Raw genomic sequence first — 21415 nt, 5'->3', positions numbered from 1 at the left:
GCGGACGCACGCGGGGCCCGGGCGAGCCGGATCGCGCGCCGATGAGGTTCCCGGGCCACGCTGGTCTCCACACCGGACACCCACGGACGGAAGGCTGGGCCATGCGGAAACTGGTCTACGGCATGAACCTGACCCTGGACGGCTACGTCGCCGCGGCCGGCGACGACATCGGCTGGAGCGGACCCCCGAGCCACGAGCTGTTCCAGTGGTGGCTCGACCACGAGCTTGCGACCGTTCTGTCCCTCTACGGGCGCAAGCTGTGGGAGGCGATGAGCTCCTACTGGCCGACCGGCGACCAGCAGCCCGGCGCCACCCCGGCGCAGATCGAGTTCGCGCGGAACTGGCGGGACACGCCGAAGGTGGTGTTCTCCTCGACGATCGACGAGGTCGGCTGGAACGCCCGCCTGGTCCCCGGCGACGCGATCGCCGAGATCACCCGGCTCAAGGCCGAGGACGGCGGCCCGATGAGCATCGGCGGCGCGACGCTCGCCGGGGCGGCCATGCGTGCCGGGCTGATCGACGAATACGTGATCGCCACCCATCCGATCCTGGTGGGCGGCGGCACGCCCTTCTTCGCCGCGGTGGACAGCTGGGTGAACCTGAACCTGGTGGAGACGCGGACGCTTCCCGACGGCGTGGTCCTGAGCAGGTACGCGACGAGGCGCTGAGCAGCGTCAGCTCTGGGCCATGTCCACGAAGCGCGAGTAGTGGCCCTGGAAGGCCACGGTGATGGTGGCCGTCGGACCGTTACGGTGCTTGGCCACGATCAGGTCGGCCTCGCCCGCGCGCGGGGACTCCTTCTCGTAGGCGTCCTCGCGGTGCAGGAGGATGACCATGTCGGCGTCCTGCTCGATCGATCCGGACTCGCGCAGGTCGGAGACCATCGGCTTCTTGTCGGTCCGCTGCTCGGGGCCTCGGTTCAGCTGGGAGAGCGCGATCACCGGGATCTCCAGCTCCTTGGCCAGCAGCTTGAGGTTACGGGACATGTCCGAGACCTCCTGCTGGCGGCTCTCGGCGCGCTTGGATCCGCCGGACTGCATCAGCTGGAGGTAGTCGATGACGACCAGCTTGAGGTCGTTGCGCTGCTTCAGCCGGCGGCACTTGGCCCTGATCTCCATCATCGACAGGTTCGGGGAGTCGTCGATGTAGAGCGGGGCGGCGGAGACGTCGGGCATCCTGCGCGCCAGGCGCGTCCAGTCGTCGTCGGTCATGGTGCCGGACCGCATGTGGTGCAGGGCCACCCGCGCCTCCGCGGAGAGCAGACGCATGGCGATCTCGTTGCGGCCCATCTCCAGGGAGAAGATGACGCTGGGCAGCTGGTGCTTGATCGACGCCGCACGGGCGAAGTCCAGCGCCAGCGTCGACTTGCCCATGGCCGGACGGGCCGCGATGACGACCATCTGACCGGGGTGCAGACCGTTGGTGAGGGCGTCGAAGTCGGTGAAACCGGTGGGAACACCGGTCATCTCCCCACTGCGGGAGCCGATCGCCTCGATCTCGTCGAGCGCGCCCTCCATGATGTCGCCCAGCGGAAGGTAGTCCTCGCTGGTGCGCTGCTCGGTGACGGCGTAGATCTCGGCCTGGGCGCGGTTGACGATCTCGTCGACGTCGTCGTCCGCCGCATATCCCATCTGGGTGATCCGGGTCCCGGCCTCCACCAGGCGGCGCAGCACGGCCCGTTCGTGGACGATCTCCGCGTAGTACTCGGCGTTGGCCGCGGTGGGAACCGTCTGGACCAGGGTGTGCAGGTAGGCGGCGCCGCCCACCTTGTTGATCTCGCCGCGCTTGGTGAGCTCCGCGGCGATGGTAATCGGGTCGGCCGGCTCGCCCTTGGCGTAGACGTCCAGAATGGCCTGGTAGATCAGCTCATGGGCCGGCTTGTAGAAGTCGTGGCCCTTGAGGACCTCCACCACGTCGGCGATGGCGTCCTTGGACAGCAGCATGCCGCCGAGCACGGACTGTTCGGCGTCGAGGTCCTGCGGCGGCACCCGTTCGAAGGGGGAGACCTCCTGATCGGCCCACCTTCCGTCCCCGGAACGGTCGCCCCGACCGCCGGAGCGGCCCGGCCCGGAGTCCTCACGGCGGCGCGACGCGGGCAGACGATCACTGGGACCGCTCTCGGCCCAGGGGTCGTCCAAGGGCTCGGAAATGCTCACCGAGCGACCCTCCTCCCGTCCGCCGCGCGGACCTCGCCGTGCCTACCAGTTGTACGGCACGGCTCTGACAGATCGAGCTGCCCGCCTACCCTGGGGATGTGCCGGTTACGTGGGGGTTTTTCCACCCGGCGCGGGGGGCGAGCACCGCACCACGCTAAGCCCGTAGCCACCCTCAGCCAATCTGGTTATCCACAGGCCATGTGGAAGACCGGCCGTATGCTGTGGACAACCCCGCGAATCCTGTGCACGAGTCGGTGGACAGCGCTGTGAACAAGCCCGCAGGATTCCTGCCACCATCGCGCTGACCTGTACTAACGCGGTCCACGGGTTGTGCAGAAGAAAAAAATCGGCCGCCCGGCCAAGATCTACCGGAACGCTGTGCGAGAGGCCACGTCGACCCTGGCAAAGTAAGTGCTGTAACTGCGTTGCGCCTCTTACCTGTGGAAGATTAGATTGGTGCTTATGACACAGGCTTCCGCTATCGGTCGGACGGGCCGCCGCCGACACGACCGCGAGATCATCGCGCTGGCCCTCCCGGCCTTCGGGGCCTTGGTCGCCGAGCCCCTCTTCATCCTCGCGGACAGCGCCATCGTCGGGCATTTGGGCACCGCACAGCTGGCCGGTCTCGGCGTGGCGTCCGCTCTGCTGACAACTGCGGTCAGCGTCTTCGTCTTTCTCGCCTATGCGACCACCGCCGCCGTTGCCCGGCGGGTCGGTGCCGGTGATCTCGGCGCCGCCATCCGTCAGGGCATGGACGGCATCTGGCTGGCACTGCTCCTGGGCTGCGCGGTGATCGCTGTCGTACTGCCCACCGCTCCGGACCTGGTCGGGCTGTTCGGCGCCTCCGACACCGCGGCCCCGTACGCCGTCACCTATCTGCGGATCTCCTCGCTCGGCATACCCCCGATGCTGATCGTCTTGGCCGCGACCGGTGTGCTGCGGGGGCTGCAGGACACCAAGACTCCCTTGCGGGTGGCCGTCGCCGGATTCGTGGCCAACGCGGTCCTCAATGTGGTGCTGGTCTACGGCGCCGGCATGGGGATCGCGGGTTCCGCCTGGGGCACGGTGATCGCCCAGTGCGGCATGGCGGCCGTCTACCTGGTCGTGGTCGTGCGAGGGGCCCGGCGCCACGGGGCGTCACTGCGTCCGGATGCGGCAGGAATCCGGGCATCCGCCCAAGCCGGCGTCCCCCTGCTGGTCCGCACCCTCTCCCTGCGGGCCATTCTGATGATCGCCACTGCGGTCGCGGCCCGGCTGGGCGACGCCGATGTGGCGGCCCACCAGATCGTCCTCTCCCTCTGGAGCCTGCTGGCCTTCGCCCTGGACGCCATCGCCATCGCCGGCCAGGCCATCATCGGGCGCTACCTCGGGGCCGGAGATGCTCAGAAGGCCCGCGAAGTCTGCCGCCGCATGGTCGAGTGGGGCATCGCCGCGGGCATCGCCCTCGGACTTCTGGTGGTGCTGGCCCGGCCCCTTCTGTTGCCGTTGTTCACCGGCGACACCACGGTCCATGACGCGGCGTTCCCGGCTCTGATCGTCATCGCACTGGGCCAGCCGCTCTGCGGGGTCGTCTTCGTACTGGACGGCGTGCTCATGGGCGCGGGTGACGGCCCCTATCTGGCCTGGGCCATGCTCGCCACGCTCGTCGTCTTCACGCCGGCCGCACTCCTGGTGCCCGTCATGGGCGGCGGTCTTACCGCGCTCTGGGGAGCAATGACCCTGATGATGGCCGTGCGCCTCCTGACCCTCTGGTGGCGCGCCCGGTCCGGACGGTGGGTCGTTACCGGCGCGACCCGCTGACGGCGGCCGGCGTCCCCTTGGACGGAGAACCTCACGGGAGGGGAGACCCGCCGTCGTTTCACGTGAAACAGCACAGCGGCACCGAACAGGATGACAAGAAGGGCCGCACCCTACGGGGTGCGGCCCTTCTCGGTGGTCGTGAGCGTCAGCTCAGTCCCGAGCCGAGGCTCAGGCGGAGACGACCTCGACGCTGACCTTGGCAGCGACCTCGGGGTGCAGACGCACCGAGGTCTCGTGCGAGCCCAGGGTCTTGATCGGGGCGCCCAGCTCGATGCGGCGCTTGTCGACCTCGGGGCCACCGGAAGCCTTGATCGCGGAAGCGATGTCGGCCGGGGTGACGGAGCCGAAGAGACGACCGGCGTCGCCGGAGCGAACGGCCAGACGGACCTTGGTGCCCTCGAGCTGCGCCTTGACGGCGTTGGCCTGCTCGATGGTCTGGATCTCGTGGATCTTGCGGGCGCGGCGGATCTGCGCCACGTCCTTCTCGCCACCCTTGGTCCAGCGGATAGCGAACTTCCGCGGGATCAGGTAGTTGCGAGCGTAGCCGTCCTTGACGTCGACGACGTCGCCGGCAGCGCCGAGGCCGGAGACCTCGTGGGTGAGGATGATCTTCATTGTTCGGTCACCCTTCCCTTATCGCGCGGTGGACGTGTAGGGCAGCAGCGCCATCTCACGGCTGTTCTTCACAGCCGTGGCGACGTCACGCTGGTGCTGGGTGCAGTTGCCGGTCACGCGGCGGGCACGGATCTTGCCACGGTCGGAAATGAACTTCCGCAGCATGTTCGTGTCCTTGTAGTCCACGTACTGGACCTTGTCCTTGCAGAACGCGCAGACCTTCTTCTTCGGCTTGCGCACAGGCGGCTTCGCCATGGTGATTCTCCTGTGTGATCAAGAAGTGTGGGTGACGAGTCCGCCCTAGAAGGGGGGCTCGTCCGAGTAGCCACCGCCGGAGCCGGAGCCGCCGCCCCAACCGCCGCCGCCCTGGCCACCTGCGGGAGCACCGCCGGTCGCCCACGGGTCGGGCTGGGAGCCACCGCCCTGCTGACCGCCGCCGGGGCCTCCGCCCCAGCCGCCGCCACCCTGGTTGCCGCCGCCCTGGTTGCCGCCGCCGTAACCGCCCTGGCCGCCGCGGGCACCGCCGCCGGAGGTCTTGGTGACCTTCGCCGTGGCGTTCCGCAGGCTGGGGCCGACTTCCTCGACGTCCAGCTCGTAGACCGTCCGCCTGACGCCCTGGTTGTCGTCGTAGGACCGCTGCTTCAGCCGGCCCTGGACGACCACGCGCATGCCCTTCGTCAGGGACTCCGCGACGTTCTCCGCCGTCTGCCGCCAGACCGAGCAGCTCAGGAACAGGCTCTCGCCGTCCTTCCACTCATTGGTCTGCCGGTCGAAGGTGCGGGGGGTGGACGCGACACGGAAGTTCGCGACCGGCGCACCGGACGGCGTGAAGCGGAGCTCGGGGTCGTCGACCAGATTGCCGACGACCGTGATGACGGTCTCGCCTGCCATGGGGGAACCTCTCAGCGGGTTTGCTGCTGGCTGCTGGTGGTGCTACTCGATTCCCGGGAATGACCGAGCCCGCAGGCTCAGTGCATCTCGGGACGGAGGACCTTGGTCCGGAGGACCGACTCGTTCAGGTTCATCTGGCGGTCGAGCTCCTTGACGACCGCAGGCTCGGCCTGCAGGTCGATGACCGAGTAGATGCCCTCGGGCTTCTTCTTGATCTCGTACGAGAGACGACGACGGCCCCAGGTGTCGACCTTCTCGACCTTGCCGTTGCCCTCACGGACGACGGAGAGGAAGTTCTCGATCAGGGGGGCGACAGCGCGCTCCTCCAGATCGGGGTCGAGGATGACCATCACCTCGTAGTGACGCATGTGGAACCCACCTCCTTTGGACTCAGCGGCCACGGTCGATCCGTGGCAGGAGGGTTGTATGCGTGGTGTTGCATGAGCAACGGTATCGGGACCCACTGACACGCGAGGCGGAAGCCTTCGTGACATGGGCAGACACCGGTGCAGACGGTACAGACTACCCGCACACCGGCTTCCGGCTGAAATCCGTGCGCGAGCAGCGTCGATCCGGCACATATCGGGTACTCGCCGACTAGGATGCGCCGCTTCCGTCGGGAGGTGCTCATGGCACAGACAACGCGTTCGCAGCCGCGGCCCACCATTCACGGGTCCCTCTTCGCCACCGACCACAAGCCCCACCCCAAGGTGAACGCCCTGCTCGGCGTGACGCTGGTGCTCGGTGTGCTGGCCCTGGTGACGGCCGGTTTCCACAACCTGCACCTGATCACTTCATGGGCCGGCCTGGTCGGCATCCTCACGGGAGGCTTCGGCCAGTTCATCTCGGCGACCACCCGCGAGCGGTTCGGGCTGATCATCGGCCTGGGCGCCTGCGCACTCGGATTCTTCCTGGGCATGTCCCACGGAGGTCTCTTCGGCGGGGTGGTGTCGTAGCCCCACCGCCGACGCCGTCGTCCCGGCGGCACGGACCATCGAGATCCATCGGGGTCCTCCTTCCCCTTTCCCCGTTATCCCCGTCCCCCTGTCCGCCCCGGTCCGCACCGGCCCCGCCGGTCCCCGGACCGGGGCGGACCCCGTACGTGACCGCCAGTACGTTCGGCAGGCACAGTAGGCTTCGGCGCGAGAGCCGGAGCCCCTACATGTGGGGACACGCCAGCCGAGGAGCGCCCCGAATGAGCCTGACCCTGAGGACGATCAGCCGAGAACAGCATCTGGCCTACATCCAGAGCCTGCCCTCGGCGAGCCACATGCAGGTACCGGCGTGGGCGGATGTGAAGGCCGAGTGGCGCTCGGAAAGCCTGGGCTGGTTCGACGACCGCAGCGGTGAACTGGTCGGCGCGGGCCTGGTGCTGTACCGGCAGCTTCCCAAGATCAAGCGTTACCTGGCCTACCTGCCCGAAGGTCCGGTCATCAACTGGTACGCGCCCAACCTGAACGACTGGCTGGAGCCCATGCTGGCCCACCTGAAGGAGCAGGGCGCCTTCTCGGTGAAGATGGGCCCGCCGGTGATCATCCGCCGCTGGGACGCCCCTTCCATCAAGAAGGGCATCCAGGACACGGACGTGAAGCGGCTGCGCGACATCGAGCCGGACTTCATCGAGCCGCGCGCCTTCGAGGTCGCCGACAAGCTGCGCCGGATGGGATGGCAGCAGGGTGAGGACGGCGGTGCCGGTTTCGGCGACGTCCAGCCCCGCTACGTCTTCCAGGTTCCGCTGGCGAACCGCTCGCTCGACGACGTGCACAAGAACTTCAACCAGCTGTGGCGTCGCAACATCAAGAAGGCCGAGAAGGCCGGCGTCGAGGTCGTCCAGGGGAGCTACCAGGACCTCGAGGAGTGGCAGCGCCTCTACGAGATCACCGCGGTCCGCGACCGTTTCCGGCCCCGTCCGCTCTCCTACTTCCAGCGCATGTGGACGGCGCTCAACGCCGAGGACCCCAACCGCATGCGGCTGTACTTCGCCCGCAAGGACGGCGTGAACCTGTCCGCGGCGACCATGCTGATCGTCGGCGGGCACGTCTGGTACTCCTACGGCGCGTCCGACAACGCCGGCCGCGAGTTCCGTCCCTCCAACGCCATGCAGTGGCGGATGCTCCGGGACGCCTACGCGCTGGGCGCCACCGTCTACGACCTGCGGGGCATCTCCGACTCGCTCGACGAGTCGGACCACCTCTTCGGTCTCATCCAGTTCAAGGTGGGCACCGGCGGCCAGGCGGCGGAGTACCTGGGCGAGTGGGACTTCCCGCTCAACAAGCTGCTCCACAAGGCTCTCGACATCTACATGTCGCGCCGCTGACCACCACGGTGTTTGCTTCCATAGTCAGCTGAGGCCGCCGCACGGCGGCACAGCCACCTCTACACCTCATATCCGCAGCCACGAGAAGGGTCCGGACCGGCCATGGCGCTCACGCTCTACGTCGACACCGCGCGCTGGCGGGCACATCACAAGCACGTGCAGGATTCGTTCCCCGGCCTGGTCCCGGTCTGCAAGGGCAACGGCTACGGCTTCGGTCACGAGCGGCTGGCCGAGGAGGCGACCCGACTGGGCTCCGACATCCTCGCCACCGGCACCACCTACGAGGCCGCCAAGCTCAAGGACTGGTTCGGGGGCGACCTGCTGGTCCTGACGCCCTTCCGGCGCGGCGAGGAGCCGGTGCCGCTGCCGGACCGGGTCATCCGGTCGGTCTCGTCGGTCGACGGGGTCTACGGCCTGGTGGGGGCGCGTGTGGTCATCGAGGTGATGTCCTCGATGAAGCGCCACGGCGTCAGCGAGGCCGATCTCCCGCAGCTGCACACCGCCATAGAGAACGTCCGTCTGGAGGGCTTCGCCCTCCACCTGCCCCTGGACCGCACCGACGGCTCGGACGCCGTCGAGGAGGTCATCGGATGGATGGACCGTCTGCGGGCCGCCCGGCTCCCGCTGCACACCATGTTCGTCAGCCACCTCAAGGCCGACGAACTGGCGCGGCTGCAACAGCAGTTCCCGCAGACCCGCTTCCGGGCGCGGATCGGCACCCGGCTGTGGCTGGGCGACCACGAGGCGACCGAGTACCGCGGCGCCGTACTGGACGTCACGCGAGTCTCCAAGGGCGACCGGTTCGGCTACCGCCAGCAGAAGGTGGCCTCGGACGGCTACCTGGTCGTCGTCGCGGGCGGCACCTCGCACGGTGTCGGCCTGGAGGCGCCCAAGGCGCTGCACGGCGTGATGCCGCGGGCCAAGGGCGTGGCCCGGGCCGGTCTGGCCACCGTCAACCGGAACCTGTCGCCCTTCGTCTGGGGGGGCAAGCAGCGGTGGTTCGCCGAGCCTCCGCACATGCAGGTCTCGATCCTGTTCGTCCCGGCGGACGCACCGGAGCCCACCGTGGGCGACGAGCTGGTCGCGCACCTGCGTCACACCACGACGCAGTTCGACCGGCTCGTCGACAACTGAGCCGTTCTACCCGTTCCCGTCCTTGTTCCCGGCGGCTTTCTCCTTGCGGAGGGAGCCGCCGCGGTACTTCCACGGGTCGTCGTCGGACTCGTCCGCCGGGGAGCCTGCGTCGTCGGAGCGCTCGGCGTCCTCGGGGCTCCCCCCAGGGGAAAAGTCGTCTCCGGCCGCACGGCGGGAAACGTCCGGCGCTCCGTCGAGCACGCCGCCCGAGGGATCGTCCTCGCCCGACCGCCGCACCACGTCGCCCTCCGGCCGGACGATGTCACGGACGATCACGGCGCAGAGGAACAGCGTCCCCACCAGGTGCAGGAGGATCGCGAACTGATACCCCTGCAGGGGGAGGCCCTTGGCGCCGTCGCCGCCGCTGGTCTGCGCCAGGTACATCCAGATGCCCAGGAAGTACATGACCTCGCAGGCCTGCCAGATCAGGAAGTCACGCCACCTCGGCCGCGCCAGGGCGGCCAGCGGCACCAGCCAGAGGACGTACTGGGGGGAGTAGACCTTGTTGGTGAGGATGAAGGCCGCGACCACCAGGAAGGCCACCTGGGCGAACCGCGGCCGCCGGCGCGCGGAGAGGCACAGGGCCATCACACCGGCCACCGCCATCAGGGTGAGCACCAGCGCAAGGGGGTTCACCACGGCAGGGGAGAGGTCCAGGTCGGTGCGCTGGTCGAGGATCAGCCAGAAGGAGCCGAAGTCGACCGACCGCTCCTGACTGAAGCGGTAGAACTTGGACCAGCCCTCGAAGGCGAAGAGCATCACCGGTACGTTCACCACCAGCCAGGCGCCCACGGCCCCCGCCACGGCGGTCGCGTACTCCCGCAAGCGTCCCGAGCGCCAGCAGAGCGCCAGCAGTGGCGCCAGGAGGAACACCGGATACAGCTTGGCGGCCGTGGCCAGACCGAGCAGGACACCGAAGGCCAGCGGACGGGAGCGCGCCCACATCAGCATCGCGCCGGCCGTCAGGGCGACGGCCAGGAGATCCCAGTTGATGGTGGCGGTCAGCGCGTAGGCCGGTGCCAGGGCGACCAGCAGGCCGTCCCATGGCCGCCGGGCGTGGGTCCGCGCGGCGCAGACGGCGATCACCGCGGCGCAGACCATCAGCATGCCGGCGTTGACCATCCAGTAGTTCTGGCTCTGGTCCTGGAAGCTTCCGCCGTCAGGGGTCAGCCAGGAGGCGACCTCCATGAACACGCCGGTGAGCACCGGGTATTCGAGGTAATCCATGTCCCCCGGCAGCCGGTCGAAGTACGGCACCAGACCTTCCGCGAAGCCGCGCGCGTGATAGAGGTGCGGAATGTCGGAGTAGCAGGCATGGGTGTACTGGGCGCCCGCGCCGTAGAACCAGCCCCCGTTGTAGCAGGGAGCCTTCTGGATCAGTCCCAGGGCGAAGAGAGCCATCGCCACGAGCACCACCACGCGGACGGGCGACCACCAGGACGCGCCGGTCAGCAGGTGCCGCCCCGAGGGACCGCCCAGGAACTCGCTGCCCGTCACGGCCACCGGATCCTCGTGCGTGGGGGACACCGGCTCCACTCGGACCTGCGCCACGGTGGCTCCGGTCCCGGGCTCGGGGGGCTCGGGGGTGCTCTGGTGCGTCGTCTCTGCGCTCGGCATGGCGCACATCCTGCCGTACCGGCGTCCGAAACGGGCGAGGGCCGCCGCACCCGAAGGTGCGGCGGCCCCATGTTTCACGTGAAACGGACGTGACGGCCGATTCCGGAGCTATCCGGTTGTTCCGCCTCTGCCGTTCCCGCCACCGGTGTTGGTGTTGCCGAAGACCGTGCCTTCCGTGATGGTGCCGCTGTCTTCCTCACCACCGCTTCCACCACCGTCCGTACTGCCGGTCGTACCTCCGGAGTCCGTCTCACCGAGGGTTCCGCCGTCGGTGGTCTGACCGTCGGTGTTTCCGCCGTTGGTCATGCACTCGAAGTCGAAGGGCTCACAGTTCGAGGGCGGATCCACCGGCTTGCTCGGCGTGGGCTTGTCGTCCTTCTCCTCGTCCTCTTCGCTCTCGGTCTCCGAAGCGCTCGGCTCCGGGCTCGGGGACGGGTTGTAGACCGTGCCGAGAGGCGCGGGCGCCGGGAAGGGCTGCGGCTTGTAGTCCTTGTCCTGCATGGCCACCGACATGTACTCCTTCCACACGTCGGCGGGGATGTCACCACCGTGGATGGAGGGCAGGTCACCGACGCCCTTCATGGACAGCAGTTCCTTGTCCTTCGGGTTGGTCCGGAACATCGCCACCGCGGTGGAGAGCTCCGAGGTGTACCCGACGTACCAGGCGGACTTGTTCTCGTCGGTCGTACCGGTCTTGCCGGCGTTCGGGAAGGGCAGGTCGGCGAGCGCCTTGGCCGTGCCGTTCTGGACCACGTTCTCCAGCACCTTGGTCACGTTGTCGGCGACCGCGGGCTCGAGTGCCTCTTCCTTCTCGGGCTCCTCGAAGCCGGGGAGCTCCACGTCCTTCTGCGCGTCGATGACCTTGGTCACCGAGTACGGCTCGTAATGCGTACCGGACGAGGCGAAGCCCGCGTAGGCGTCAGCCATCCGGATCGCGCTGGGGGTCGAGGTGCCCAGGGAGAACGAGGCGTTGTTCATGTTCCCGGAGTCGAAGCTGTCCTCCAGGATGCCCAGGTCCATCGCGGTCTTGCGGGTGTTGTCGAGCCCCACGTCGATGCCCAGCTGGACGAACGGAACGTTGACCGACTGTTCCATGGCCTTGTCGAGCGTGATCAGCCCCCAGGCCTGGGTGCCCTCGTTCTTCTGCCGGAACGGGAGGCCCTTGTTGTTCTTGATGGGCTCGCCGTTCTGGTCATTGATCACCGTGAGGTCGTTGCCCTGGTAGAGGCTCTGCGGCGAGAGGGGCTGACCGTCGGTGTGGACGGTGCCGTACTCCATGGCGGACGCCAGCACGAACGGCTTCCACGTCGATCCGACCGGTACACCCATGGTGTCCGCGTTGTTGGTGTAGTGCCCCTTGTCGTACCCGTCGCCACCGTAGGCGGCCACGATGGCTCCCGAGTCGGGATCAATGGACGCTGCACCGAACTGCACGTGGGTGTCGGTGTCGGGGCGCTTCTTCTCGTCGAGGAGGTCGTCACGCGTCTTCTGGACGGCCTCCTCCAGCTCGTGCACCCGGTCCTTGTCGAAGGTGGTGTAGATCCGGTAGCCACCCTTCTCCAGCTCGTCGGTGGAGATGTCGGCCGTCTTCGCGACATAGCTCTTGGCGATGTCGATCAGGTAGCCGGTCTGGCCGGCGAGCTTGGACTTCTGCTTCTTGAGCTTGGGGAAGTCCGTGATCTTGCTGCGCTCGGACTGCGGCATCCGGTCGACCTCGACCATGCGGTCCAGGATCCAGTCCCAGCGCTTCTCGGCCCGCTCGGTGTTCGCCTTCGGTGTCGCGCTGGAGCCGACGCCGCCGTCGGGGTTGTAGAGGTTGGGACCCTTGAGGACCGAGGCCAGGAAGACGCTCTCCTCCGCCGTGAGCTTCTTCGAGTCCTTGCCGAAGTAGGCCTGGGCGGCGGCCTGGACGCCGTAGGCGTCCCGTCCGTAGTAAGCGGTGTTCAGGTAGCCGGCGAGGATTTCTTCCTTCTCCATCTTCGCGCCGACCTTTATGGAGATGAACAGCTCCTTGAACTTCCGCGTCAGCGTCTGACTCTGGTCCAGGTAGGTGTTCTTCACGAACTGCTGGGTGATCGTCGATCCACCCTGGACCTCGTCGCCCTTGGCCATGTTGAAGAGCGCGCGGGCGATACCCATCGGGTCGACGCCCTTGTCCTCGTAGAAGGAGGCGTTCTCGGCGGCGATCACCGCGTTCTGCAGCTCGTCCGGGATCTCGTCCAGCGGCACGATCTGACGGTTGGCCTTACCGCCGGTGGACGCCATCTGGGTGCCGTCGGACCAGTAGAAGACGTTGTTCTGCGCGGTCGCCGCCTCGTCGGCCTTCGGGATGTCCACCATGGCGTACCCCACGCCGCCCACCAGCAGGAGGCCGGCGAAGAAGCCGACGAACATGCCCGTCACCAGGCGCCACGACGGCACCCATCGGGCGGCGCCGTACTTCCCGGCACGCGGATAGTCGATGAACCGGTCTCGGGACGCGGCAGATCGGCCACGCCGCCCCTCGGGGGCCGCTCTGCGACGCCCTCCTCCGGCCCCACCCGACCGTTGCGCGGCCCGGCGGGCCTCGGCACGGCCTCCCTGCGGACGCTCCTCCGCGCCCGGCCCCTGGTAGCCCGCGGACGGGGAGCCGGTGGCTCCTCGCGGAGCCGCGCGGCGGCCGGAGGGCGAACCGGACTGGGCGCGTCGGGCCGCGGCACGTCCGCCTCCCTGCGGCTGTGGCGGTTTGCGACGGTGCTCGCTCATCGAACGATTACTCCTCGGGCAGGCGCGTACACGAGCGCCTGGAAACAGCGGCTGGTTTCCGGTCCCCCCGACGTACGGCCGATGGTCATTCGCTCAGCCGTACTACACCTGGGACGTGGACGTTCCACGGACGTCACTTGGTTCCCGGCGGTATGCATGCCGCACAGACTACGCATCGCCGAACGTGCGCAAATGGGGTTCTCAACCATGAACGACGCATAGCGATGCACCCGATTCGATGATGTGACGCCGCTCACCGAGTCTCCTCTTGTACGCCGCCTGGAGCCGACCTATCGTCTGGATGTATCGACTCGATACATCGGGGAAATATAAAGTCGACCCACGACAGCCCGCGGCAGAGAGGAGGCGACGATGAGCCGGCGATCCGGCATCCTCGAGTTCGCCGTACTCGGCCTGCTCCGCGAGTCCCCGATGCACGGCTACGAGCTGCGCAAACGGCTCAACACGTCGCTGGGTGTCTTCCGCGCCTTCAGCTACGGAACCCTCTACCCATGCCTCAAGACGCTGGTCGCAAACGGCTGGTTGATCGAGGAGCCCTCCGCAGAACCTGTGGATGCCCTGGCCGCCCCGCTCACCGGGCGCCGCGCCAAGATCGTCTACCGGCTGACCGCGGAAGGTAAGGAGCGGTTCGAGGAACTGCTCTCGCAGACCGGCCCCGACTCCTACGAGGACGAGACCTTCGCGGCTCGGTTCGCCTTCTTCGGGCAGACCTCCCGCGATGTGCGCATGCGAGTGCTGGAAGGCCGACGCAGCCGGCTCGAGGAGCGTCTGGAGAAGATGCGCGCCTCGTTCGCACGGACGCGGGAGCGCCTGGACGACTACACCCTTGAGCTCCAGCGCCACGGCATGGAGTCCGTGGAGCGCGAGGTGCGCTGGCTGAACGAGCTCATCGAGAGCGAGCGGGCCGGACGGGACCAGAAGCGGTCGACGTCCTCGGACTCCGCTCAGCAGGACACGTCATCTGGAGCGACGGGCGACCAGAACCGGCGTGGGGACGGCACCCCGCCCGAGACGCCCGAAGACAACAACACGTGAAGCCGCACGGTTTCACCGAGTACACACAGGGAGCCACCGGAATGGGTTCGGTTCGCGTAGCCATCGTCGGCGTGGGCAACTGCGCCGCCTCGCTGGTGCAGGGCGTCGAGTACTACAAGGACGCCGACCCGGCGTCCAAGGTGCCTGGCCTGATGCACGTCCAGTTCGGCGAGTACCACGTCCGTGACGTGGAGTTCGTCGCCGCCTTCGACGTCGACGCGAAGAAGGTCGGCCTCGACCTCGCGGACGCCATCGGCGCCTCCGAGAACAACACCATCAAGATCTGCGACGTGCCGCGCACCGGCGTCACCGTCCAGCGGGGCCACACCCTCGACGGTCTCGGCAAGTACTACCTCGAGACCATCGAGGAGTCCTCCGACGAGCCGGTCGACGTCGTCCAGGTCCTCAAGGACCAGAAGGTCGACGTCCTGGTCTGCTACCTGCCGGTCGGCTCCGAGGACGCCGCCCGCTTCTACGCCCAGTGCGCCATCGACGCCAAGGTCGCCTTCGTCAACGCGCTCCCGGTCTTCATCGCGGGCACCAAGGAGTGGGCGGACAAGTTCACCGAGGCCGGCGTGCCGATCGTCGGTGACGACATCAAGTCGCAGGTGGGCGCCACGATCACCCACCGCGTGATGGCGAAGCTGTTCGAGGACCGCGGTGTCGTGCTCGACCGCACGATGCAGCTGAACGTCGGCGGCAACATGGACTTCAAGAACATGCTCGAGCGCGAGCGCCTGGAGTCCAAGAAGATCTCCAAGACGCAGGCCGTCACCTCGCAGATCCCGGACCGGGACCTCGGCTCGAAGAACGTCCACATCGGCCCCTCCGACTACGTGGCCTGGCTCGACGACCGCAAGTGGGCGTACGTCCGCCTCGAGGGCCGCGCCTTCGGTGACGTTCCGCTGAACCTGGAGTACAAGCTCGAGGTCTGGGACTCCCCGAACTCGGCGGGTGTCATCATCGACGCCCTGCGCGCGGCGAAGATCGCCAAGGACCGCGGCATCGGCGGCCCGATCCTCTCCGCCTCCAGCTACTTCATGAAGTCCCCGCCGGTCCAGTACTTCGACGACGAGGCCCGTGCCAGCGTCGAGAAGTTCATCTCGGGCGAGATCGAGCGCTGACGTCCGTCCGCCTCACCTGCTCCACCCGCTGCACGGTGTGAGCACCACAGGGACCCGGAGGGGCCCCGGGCATGTCGCCCGGGGCCCCTCCCCCCGTTCCGGGCACCGGGTATGTGAGGCTGAGCCCCATGTCTGCGGTACGCGACCTGTCCGTCCTGCTGCGCCTGCGTGACTTCCGCCGCCTCCTCGGCGTACGGCTGCTCTCCCAGGGCGCGGACGGCGTCTATCAGGTGGCACTCGCCACCTATGTGGTCTTCTCCCCGGAGCAGCAGACCTCGGCCGCGGCAATCGCCTCGGCCATGGCTGTGCTCCTCCTGCCGTACTCGTTCATCGGGCCGTTCGCCGGAGTCCTGCTCGACCGGTGGAGCCGACGGCAGATCCTGCTGTACGGCAGTCTGCTGCGCGCACTCCTCGCTCTGCTGACCGCCGTGCTGATGCTGGGTGGGGCACCGGGCCCGCTCTTCTACGCCTCCGCCCTCTGTGTCACCGCGGTCAACCGCTTCGTCCTGGCCGGCCTCTCCGCGGCTCTGCCCCGGGTGGTCGACGGCGGACGGCTGGTCACCGCGAATTCCCTCACCCCCACGGCTGGCACCCTCGCGGCCACGGCGGGGGGTGGCCTGGCCTTCGTGGTGAGGCTCACCGGTGCCGACTCCGACGCCGTGGTCGTCCTCCTGGGCGCCGCCCTGTATCTCTGCGCCGGGCTGGCGTCCCTGCGGATGGCGCCCGACCTCCTGGGACCCGACCGGGACGGCGATCCCGCTCCCCGGCTTCGGCAGGCCCTCACCGGCACCGCTCGCGGCCTGTCGGAAGGGCTGCACCACCTCACGGAACCCGGCAGGCGTCAGGCCGCCTGGGCGTTGGGCTCGATGACGGTGATGCGCTTCTGCTACGGCGCCCAGACGGTGATGGTCCTGATGCTCTGCCGCCACGCCTGGAGCACCGGCACGGCATCCGGAGGAACACAGGACGGCCTGGCGCTGCTCGGAGTGGCGGTGGCCGCATCGGGCGCCGGCTTCTTCGTCGCCGCGGTGATCACCCCTTCCGCGGCCGGACGCCTGGGGCCGCTGCGCTGGATGACTCTCTGCACCGCATGCGCCACCGTGCTCGCACCGGCCCTGGTGCTGCCGTTCACGCCGGCACCGGTCATGGCGGCCGCCTTCCTGCTGGGGGTGGTCACCCAGGGGGCGAAGATCTCGACCGACACGGTGGTGCAGTCCCACGCCGAGGACCGGTTCCGCGGCCGCGTCTTCTCGGTCTACGACGTCCTGTTCAATGTGGCGTTCGTCGGAGCGGCCGGCGTGGCGGCACTGATGCTGCCCGCCGACGGCCGCTCACCGGTGCTGGTGCTCACCGTGGCGGCGCTGTACGGGATCACCGCGGTGACCCTGTGGCGCATTTCGACGCAGGCGCGCGGGTGACCACCCCGAACACTCGATGGGCGATGTTTCACGTGAAACATCGCCCATCGACACAACGGCACCTCGCACCACACCGATGTTTCACGTGAAACATCCCGGGTCGGCACCTCGGGTCAGCGCTGGCCGCTCCACCACTCCTTGAGTGCGGCCACCGCGGCGTCGTGCTCCATGGGGCCGTTCTCCAGCCGGAGCTCCAGAAGGGCCTTGTAGGCCTGACCGATCACCGGGCCGGGACCGACCCCGAGGATCTCCATGATCTGGTTGCCGTCCAGATCCGGGCGGATCGAGTCCAGCTCCTCCTGCTCCTTGAGCTGGGCGATGCGCTCCTCCAGACCGTCATAGGCACGGGAGAGAGCGGCAGCCTTCCGCTTGTTCCGCGTGGTGCAGTCGGAACGGGTCAGTTTGTGCAGGCGGTCCAGGAGGGGCCCCGCGTCCCGCACATAGCGGCGGACGGCGGAGTCGGTCCACTCGCCCGTGCCGTACCCGTGGAAGCGCAGGTGCAGCTCCACGAGACGGGAGACATCCCGCACCATCTCGTTGGGGTACTTCAGTGCCGTCATCCGCTTCTTGGTCATCTTGGCGCCGACCACCTCGTGGTGGTGGAAGGAGACCCTGCCGTCCTGCTCGAAGCGGCGGGTGCGCGGCTTGCCGATGTCATGGAGCAGAGCCGCCAGACGGAGGACGAGATCGGGCCCGTTCTCCTCCAGATCGATCGCCTGCTCCAGCACGATCAGGGTGTGGTCGTAGACGTCCTTGTGGCGGTGGTGCTCGTCCCGTTCAAGACGCAGCGCCGGAAGCTCGGGCAGGACGTGGTCGGCCAGTCCGGTCTCCGTCAGCAGGGTGAGGCCCTTGCGAGGGTTCGGGGAAAGGATCAGTTTGTTCAGCTCGTCCCTGACCCGCTCGGCGGAGACGATCTCGATCCGTCCGGCCATGTCGCCCATCGCGGTGACGACCGCGGGGTCCACCTCGAAGTCGAGCTGTGCGGCGAACCGAGCGGCGCGCATCATCCGCAGCGGGTCGTCCGAGAAGGACTCCTCAGGAGTTCCAGGCGTGCGCAGCACCCGGCGCGCCAGATCGTCACGGCCGCCGTAGGGGTCGACGAACTCCTTCTCGGGGAGTGCGAGCGCCATGGCGTTCACCGTGAAGTCACGCCGCACCAAGTCCTGCTCGATGGAGTCGCCGTACGACACCTCGGGCTTCCGGGAGGTGCGGTCGTACGCCTCCGAACGGTAGGTGGTGACCTCGATCTGGTACCCGTCCTTCTGGCAGCCGACGGTGCCGAAGGCGATCCCCACCTCCCAGACGGCGTCCGCCCAGGGCCGCACGATCTTGAGCACGTCCTCGGGGCGGGCGTCGGTGGTGAAGTCCAGGTCGTTGCCCAGCCGGCCCAGGAGGGCGTCCCGTACCGATCCGCCGACCAGGGCGAGACGGAACCCCGCCTCCTGGAATCGGTGTCCTAGATCGTCGGCGACAGGGGCCACGCTCAGCAGCTCGCTCACCGCGAGGCTCTCGGCCTGGCTCAGGGCACTGGACTTGTCTTCGTTGGCGTTCGGCACAACAGAAAAGAGTACGTGGCCCGGCACTCGGGGCGCTCGCCAGTGGATTCCCGGGCCATGTATGACCGACGGCACAGCCGGCCGGGCCTCGCACAGCGCTCCGCCGGGGTCCTGCACAGCGGTCCGTGGCACTTCCTCTCCTCCCACCTCGTTACCATGCCTGGACGCACACTCGGACAGGAGCCGGCGAGCGGAACGAGCCGCGGCCGGTCGCCGTACGACCGGCGGCCGAAGATCCGGTACCGAAGACCACCACCGACGACGAGGGACGGACGAGCGCGTGGCCCAGGCGGCAGACTTCCAGGGGATGAGTTCCTCACCTGGCCGCCGGTGGTTGCGGCGCACCGGCGCAGTGCTTGCCGGAGCGCCTCTGCTGGCCGGCTTCCTCCAGCTGCCCTCCGCCGGACCGGCGGCAGCCGCCCCCACGGCCACACCGGCGGCCGCGGAGGCCGCTCAGGACGCCTCCGGGCCCGTCTCCGTCTCCCTGGACAAGGTGACACCGGGCGTCGTCACCGAGGACGACACGCTGACCGTCTCCGGCACCGTCACCAACACGGGCAAGCAGGCCGTCACCGAAGCCCGGGTCGACCTGCGGCTGGGCGAGTCGCTGCAGACCCGTTCGTCGATCGAGGACGTCTCCCGGCGCACCGCGTTCCAGAACGGCGTGGAGGGCGAGGCGGTCGGCGGCGACCACACCGCCGAGTTCGCCAGGCTCGAGCCGAAGGTGTCGCAGCCCTTCACCATCACCGTCCCGGCCGACGAGCTCGGCCTGGGAAGTGCCGGGGTGTACCAGTTCGGCGTCTCGGTCTCGGGCCGCACCGCCGACCAGCCGTGGGCCGAGCAGGTGCTCGGCATCCAGCGGACCGTGCTGCCCTGGCAGCCGGAGAAGGGGACCAGCACCCGTACGACCTTCCTCTGGCCGCTGATCTCCTCCGTGCAGATGACCGCGGAGACCGACGAGCAGCAGGCCCCGGTGTTCCTGAACGACTCGCTGTCCCGCGAGATCGCGCCTGGTGGCCGCCTGGACCGCATGGTCTCGCTGGGTGACCGGCTCGACATCACCTGGGTGGTCGACCCGGACCTGCTCGCCGCCGTGGACGCCATGGCGGACGGCTCCTACCGGGTGAAGACCGAGGACGGCCGGACGGTGGCCGGCACGCAGCAGCACGAGACCCAGGCCAACCGCTGGCTGGCCAAGCTCTCCTCCGCGGTCGAGGACCAGGAGGTCGTCGCGCTGCCCTACGGCGACCCTGACCTGGCCTCCGTCGCGCACAACGGCCGGAATGTCAGCGGCACGCTGAACCACCTCAAGGAAGCCACCGGCGTGGCCGCCGAGACCGTGCGGACCATCCTCCATGTGGAGCCCAGCACGGAGTACGCCTGGCCCGTCGACGGTGCGCTGGACCCCGCCATCAAGAACGTGGCCACCTCCGCCGGCGCCGACAAGGTGATCGCACGCAGCGACAGCCTCAAGGACGACCTCTCCTACACCCCTTCGGCCGCCCGCCCCATCGGTGGCGGTACCACCGCGGTGGTGGCCGACGCATGGCTGTCGACGGCCTTCGAGGGCGACCTGACCATGGCGGAGAACTCCACCCTGGCCGTGCAGAAGTTCCTCGCCCAGAGCGTGGCGATCACCCAGCAGACCAACAAGGACCGCAGCATCGTCGTCGCCCCGCAGCGGATGCCGTCCGCGAGCCAGGCACAGGCGATGGCGGAGGCCCTGACCGCCCTCCGGGAAGGGTCCTGGTCGACCCCGCAGCCACTCTCGGAGGCCGTGGAGGACGATCCGGATCCCCGGGCCTCCACCACCGTGCCGCCGCAGTCGGCCTACCCGTCGGCACTGCGGAAGAAGGAGCTCCCCCGGGACGCCTTCGAGCAGATCGCCGAGACACAGGCAAAGCTCGACAGGTTCAAGGTGATCCTCAGCAACGAGGACCGGGTCGTCACGCCCTTCGGCCGGGCCATGAACCGCGCCATGTCCGTCTCCTGGCGGGGGCATGCCGGGGCGGCGGGCGACTACCGCGCCGATGTGAAGGCCTACCTCGACGACCTCGCCGACCAGGTGTCGCTGATCGACAAATCGGAGACCAAGCTCTCCGGGCACAGCGCCACCATCCCGGTGACGGTGCAGAACAACCTGGTGCAGGGCGTCGAGGGTCTGGTCCTCCGGCTGACCTCCACGAACCCTTCCCGTCTGGAGATCGACGGGCAGAAGTACGACGAACAGCCGATCTCTGTGTCCGGTGGGCACAGCCACTCGGTGAAGTTCACCACCTCGGCCAACGCCAACGGCCCCGTCACGGTGGTCGCCCAGCTCTACACGGAGGACGGGCACGCCTACGGCCGCTCGGTGGCCTTCGACGTCCGCGCGACCGAGGTGACCGCCACGGTGATGTTGGTCATCGGAGGCGGCGTGCTGATCCTGGTCCTGGCAGGCTTCCGTATGTACACCCAGCGCAAGCGCGCCGCGGCGCGCGACGAGGGCGATGCGGAGGCGGCCGCGGGTGACGAGCCCGGGGACGGCGCCGAAGGCGGCCCGGACGCCTCCGAGCAGGCGAGTGACCCGCGCCCGGACACCTCGGCCGAAAGCGCCGACCCGTCCGCCACGGGTGAGAAAGTGGACCGTTGAGCGATGTCGTGGCCGGTCGGCCCGGGAAACCATGAGGTGGGGTAACCATGAACGCGCCGTACGACGGTGACCGCGGCCGGTCCGCGGGCGGCTCGGGCCACCCCGGCGTGCCGCCGACCGAGCACGGGCAGGTGCCGCCGCATCCGCCCACGGACGTGTACCACCAGGACGCCTACGGTCAGGACGCCTACGGTCAGGGCCCCTACGACCGGGACCCCTCTCAAGGGCCGGACCGTCGGGAGCAGGATCTCTCGCAGGAGCCGGTCGGCGAGGCGTTCTACGACGGCGCCATGCATCCGCCGGCCGCACCGGGTCCGCAGGACCCCTACGGCCACAGCAGGCCGCAGGAGCCTC

The 21415-nt window shown here is 68.6% G+C and carries 17 protein-coding genes and 1 pseudogene; 10 read left to right on the top strand and 8 right to left on the bottom strand.

The window, feature by feature from the left end:
- The first annotated feature begins 101 nt into the window (after positions 1–101).
- A complete protein-coding gene (locus HW445_RS01815) occupies positions 102–668 on the top strand; it encodes a dihydrofolate reductase family protein (protein WP_180219260.1) in 567 nt (188 codons plus the stop codon).
- Between the two features lie 6 nt (positions 669–674).
- Here the strand turns inward: HW445_RS01815 and dnaB are convergent, their stop codons facing one another.
- Positions 675–2156, bottom strand: a complete 1482-nt coding sequence (gene dnaB, locus HW445_RS01810) for a replicative DNA helicase (RefSeq protein WP_180219259.1) — start codon at positions 2154–2156, stop codon at positions 675–677.
- A 462-nt stretch (positions 2157–2618) separates the two neighbouring features.
- Here dnaB and HW445_RS01805 point away from each other — a divergent pair, with 462 nt between their 5' ends.
- Positions 2619–3956: an MATE family efflux transporter gene (locus HW445_RS01805; protein ID WP_180219258.1), complete on the top strand. Its 1338-nt coding sequence runs from the start codon at positions 2619–2621 to the stop codon at positions 3954–3956.
- Positions 3957–4124: 168 nt separating this feature from the next.
- On the opposite strand, the gene rplI is transcribed toward HW445_RS01805, so the two are convergent.
- The 4 genes from rplI to rpsF all read right to left on the bottom strand — a co-directional run bounded on the left by rplI (position 4125) and on the right by rpsF (position 5830).
- Positions 4125–4571 carry a 50S ribosomal protein L9 gene (gene rplI / locus HW445_RS01800; protein WP_180219257.1) on the bottom strand — a complete coding sequence of 149 codons (447 nt, stop codon included), beginning with the start codon at positions 4569–4571 and terminating at the stop codon, positions 4125–4127.
- An 18-nt stretch (positions 4572–4589) separates the two neighbouring features.
- Positions 4590–4826 carry a 30S ribosomal protein S18 gene (rpsR, locus tag HW445_RS01795; RefSeq protein WP_006381652.1) on the bottom strand — a complete coding sequence of 79 codons (237 nt, stop codon included), beginning with the start codon at positions 4824–4826 and terminating at the stop codon, positions 4590–4592.
- Positions 4827–4871: 45 nt separating this feature from the next.
- On the bottom strand, positions 4872–5462 hold the full coding sequence (locus HW445_RS01790; protein WP_180219256.1) for a single-stranded DNA-binding protein: 591 nt from the start codon (positions 5460–5462) through the stop codon (positions 4872–4874).
- Positions 5463–5539: 77 nt separating this feature from the next.
- Positions 5540–5830 (bottom strand): 30S ribosomal protein S6, encoded by a 291-nt coding sequence (rpsF, locus tag HW445_RS01785; protein ID WP_086797674.1) that lies wholly within the window; start codon positions 5828–5830, stop codon positions 5540–5542.
- 261 nt (positions 5831–6091) lie between these two features.
- On the opposite strand from rpsF, the gene HW445_RS01780 reads away from it, so the two are divergent.
- The 3 genes from HW445_RS01780 (at position 6092) to HW445_RS01770 (ending at position 8913) form a co-directional block, all read left to right on the top strand.
- Positions 6092–6418 carry a hypothetical protein gene (locus HW445_RS01780; protein ID WP_180219255.1) on the top strand — a complete coding sequence of 109 codons (327 nt, stop codon included), beginning with the start codon at positions 6092–6094 and terminating at the stop codon, positions 6416–6418.
- 239 nt (positions 6419–6657) lie between these two features.
- Positions 6658–7779: a peptidoglycan bridge formation glycyltransferase FemA/FemB family protein gene (locus tag HW445_RS01775; protein WP_151773632.1), complete on the top strand. Its 1122-nt coding sequence runs from the start codon at positions 6658–6660 to the stop codon at positions 7777–7779.
- A 102-nt stretch (positions 7780–7881) separates the two neighbouring features.
- Entirely contained in the window at positions 7882–8913 is a 1032-nt protein-coding gene (locus HW445_RS01770) for an alanine racemase (RefSeq protein WP_180219254.1), read from the top strand.
- Between the two features lie 6 nt (positions 8914–8919).
- On the opposite strand, the gene HW445_RS01765 is transcribed toward HW445_RS01770, so the two are convergent.
- Complete coding sequence (locus HW445_RS01765) at positions 8920–10530, bottom strand: glycosyltransferase family 87 protein (RefSeq protein ID WP_180219253.1); 1611 nt, start codon at positions 10528–10530, stop codon at positions 8920–8922.
- Positions 10531–10638: 108 nt separating this feature from the next.
- Positions 10639–13275, bottom strand: coding sequence for a transglycosylase domain-containing protein (locus HW445_RS01760; protein ID WP_180219252.1), 2637 nt, complete (start codon positions 13273–13275; stop codon positions 10639–10641).
- Between the two features lie 372 nt (positions 13276–13647).
- Between HW445_RS01760 and HW445_RS01755 the strand changes: the two genes are divergently transcribed.
- From HW445_RS01755 to HW445_RS01745, 3 genes are all read left to right on the top strand, one after another.
- Positions 13648–14331 carry a PadR family transcriptional regulator gene (locus HW445_RS01755; RefSeq protein WP_180219251.1) on the top strand — a complete coding sequence of 228 codons (684 nt, stop codon included), beginning with the start codon at positions 13648–13650 and terminating at the stop codon, positions 14329–14331.
- Between the two features lie 41 nt (positions 14332–14372).
- Entirely contained in the window at positions 14373–15455 is a 1083-nt protein-coding gene (locus HW445_RS01750; protein WP_180219250.1) for an inositol-3-phosphate synthase, read from the top strand.
- 128 nt (positions 15456–15583) lie between these two features.
- A complete protein-coding gene (locus tag HW445_RS01745; RefSeq protein WP_180219249.1) occupies positions 15584–16873 on the top strand; it encodes an MFS transporter in 1290 nt (429 codons plus the stop codon).
- 113 nt (positions 16874–16986) lie between these two features.
- On the opposite strand, the gene HW445_RS01740 is transcribed toward HW445_RS01745, so the two are convergent.
- On the bottom strand, positions 16987–18429 hold the full coding sequence (locus HW445_RS01740; RefSeq protein ID WP_180219248.1) for a CCA tRNA nucleotidyltransferase: 1443 nt from the start codon (positions 18427–18429) through the stop codon (positions 16987–16989).
- 280 nt (positions 18430–18709) lie between these two features.
- On the opposite strand from HW445_RS01740, the gene HW445_RS01735 reads away from it, so the two are divergent.
- The gene (locus HW445_RS01735; RefSeq protein ID WP_180219247.1) at positions 18710–21061 is read left to right on the top strand and encodes a DUF6049 family protein; all 2352 of its coding nucleotides are present in this window, start codon (positions 18710–18712) and stop codon (positions 21059–21061) included.
- Positions 21062–21108: 47 nt separating this feature from the next.
- Positions 21109–21415: pseudogene (locus tag HW445_RS01730) on the top strand (hypothetical protein); the annotation flags it as partial.

The sequence above is a fragment of the Streptomyces sp. UH6 genome (assembly GCF_013421635.1).
Lineage (GTDB): Bacteria > Actinomycetota > Actinomycetes > Streptomycetales > Streptomycetaceae > Streptomyces > Streptomyces abyssomicinicus.
The sequence above is the reverse complement of the archived record's forward strand: the minus strand, read 5'-3'. Positions and strand labels throughout refer to the sequence as shown.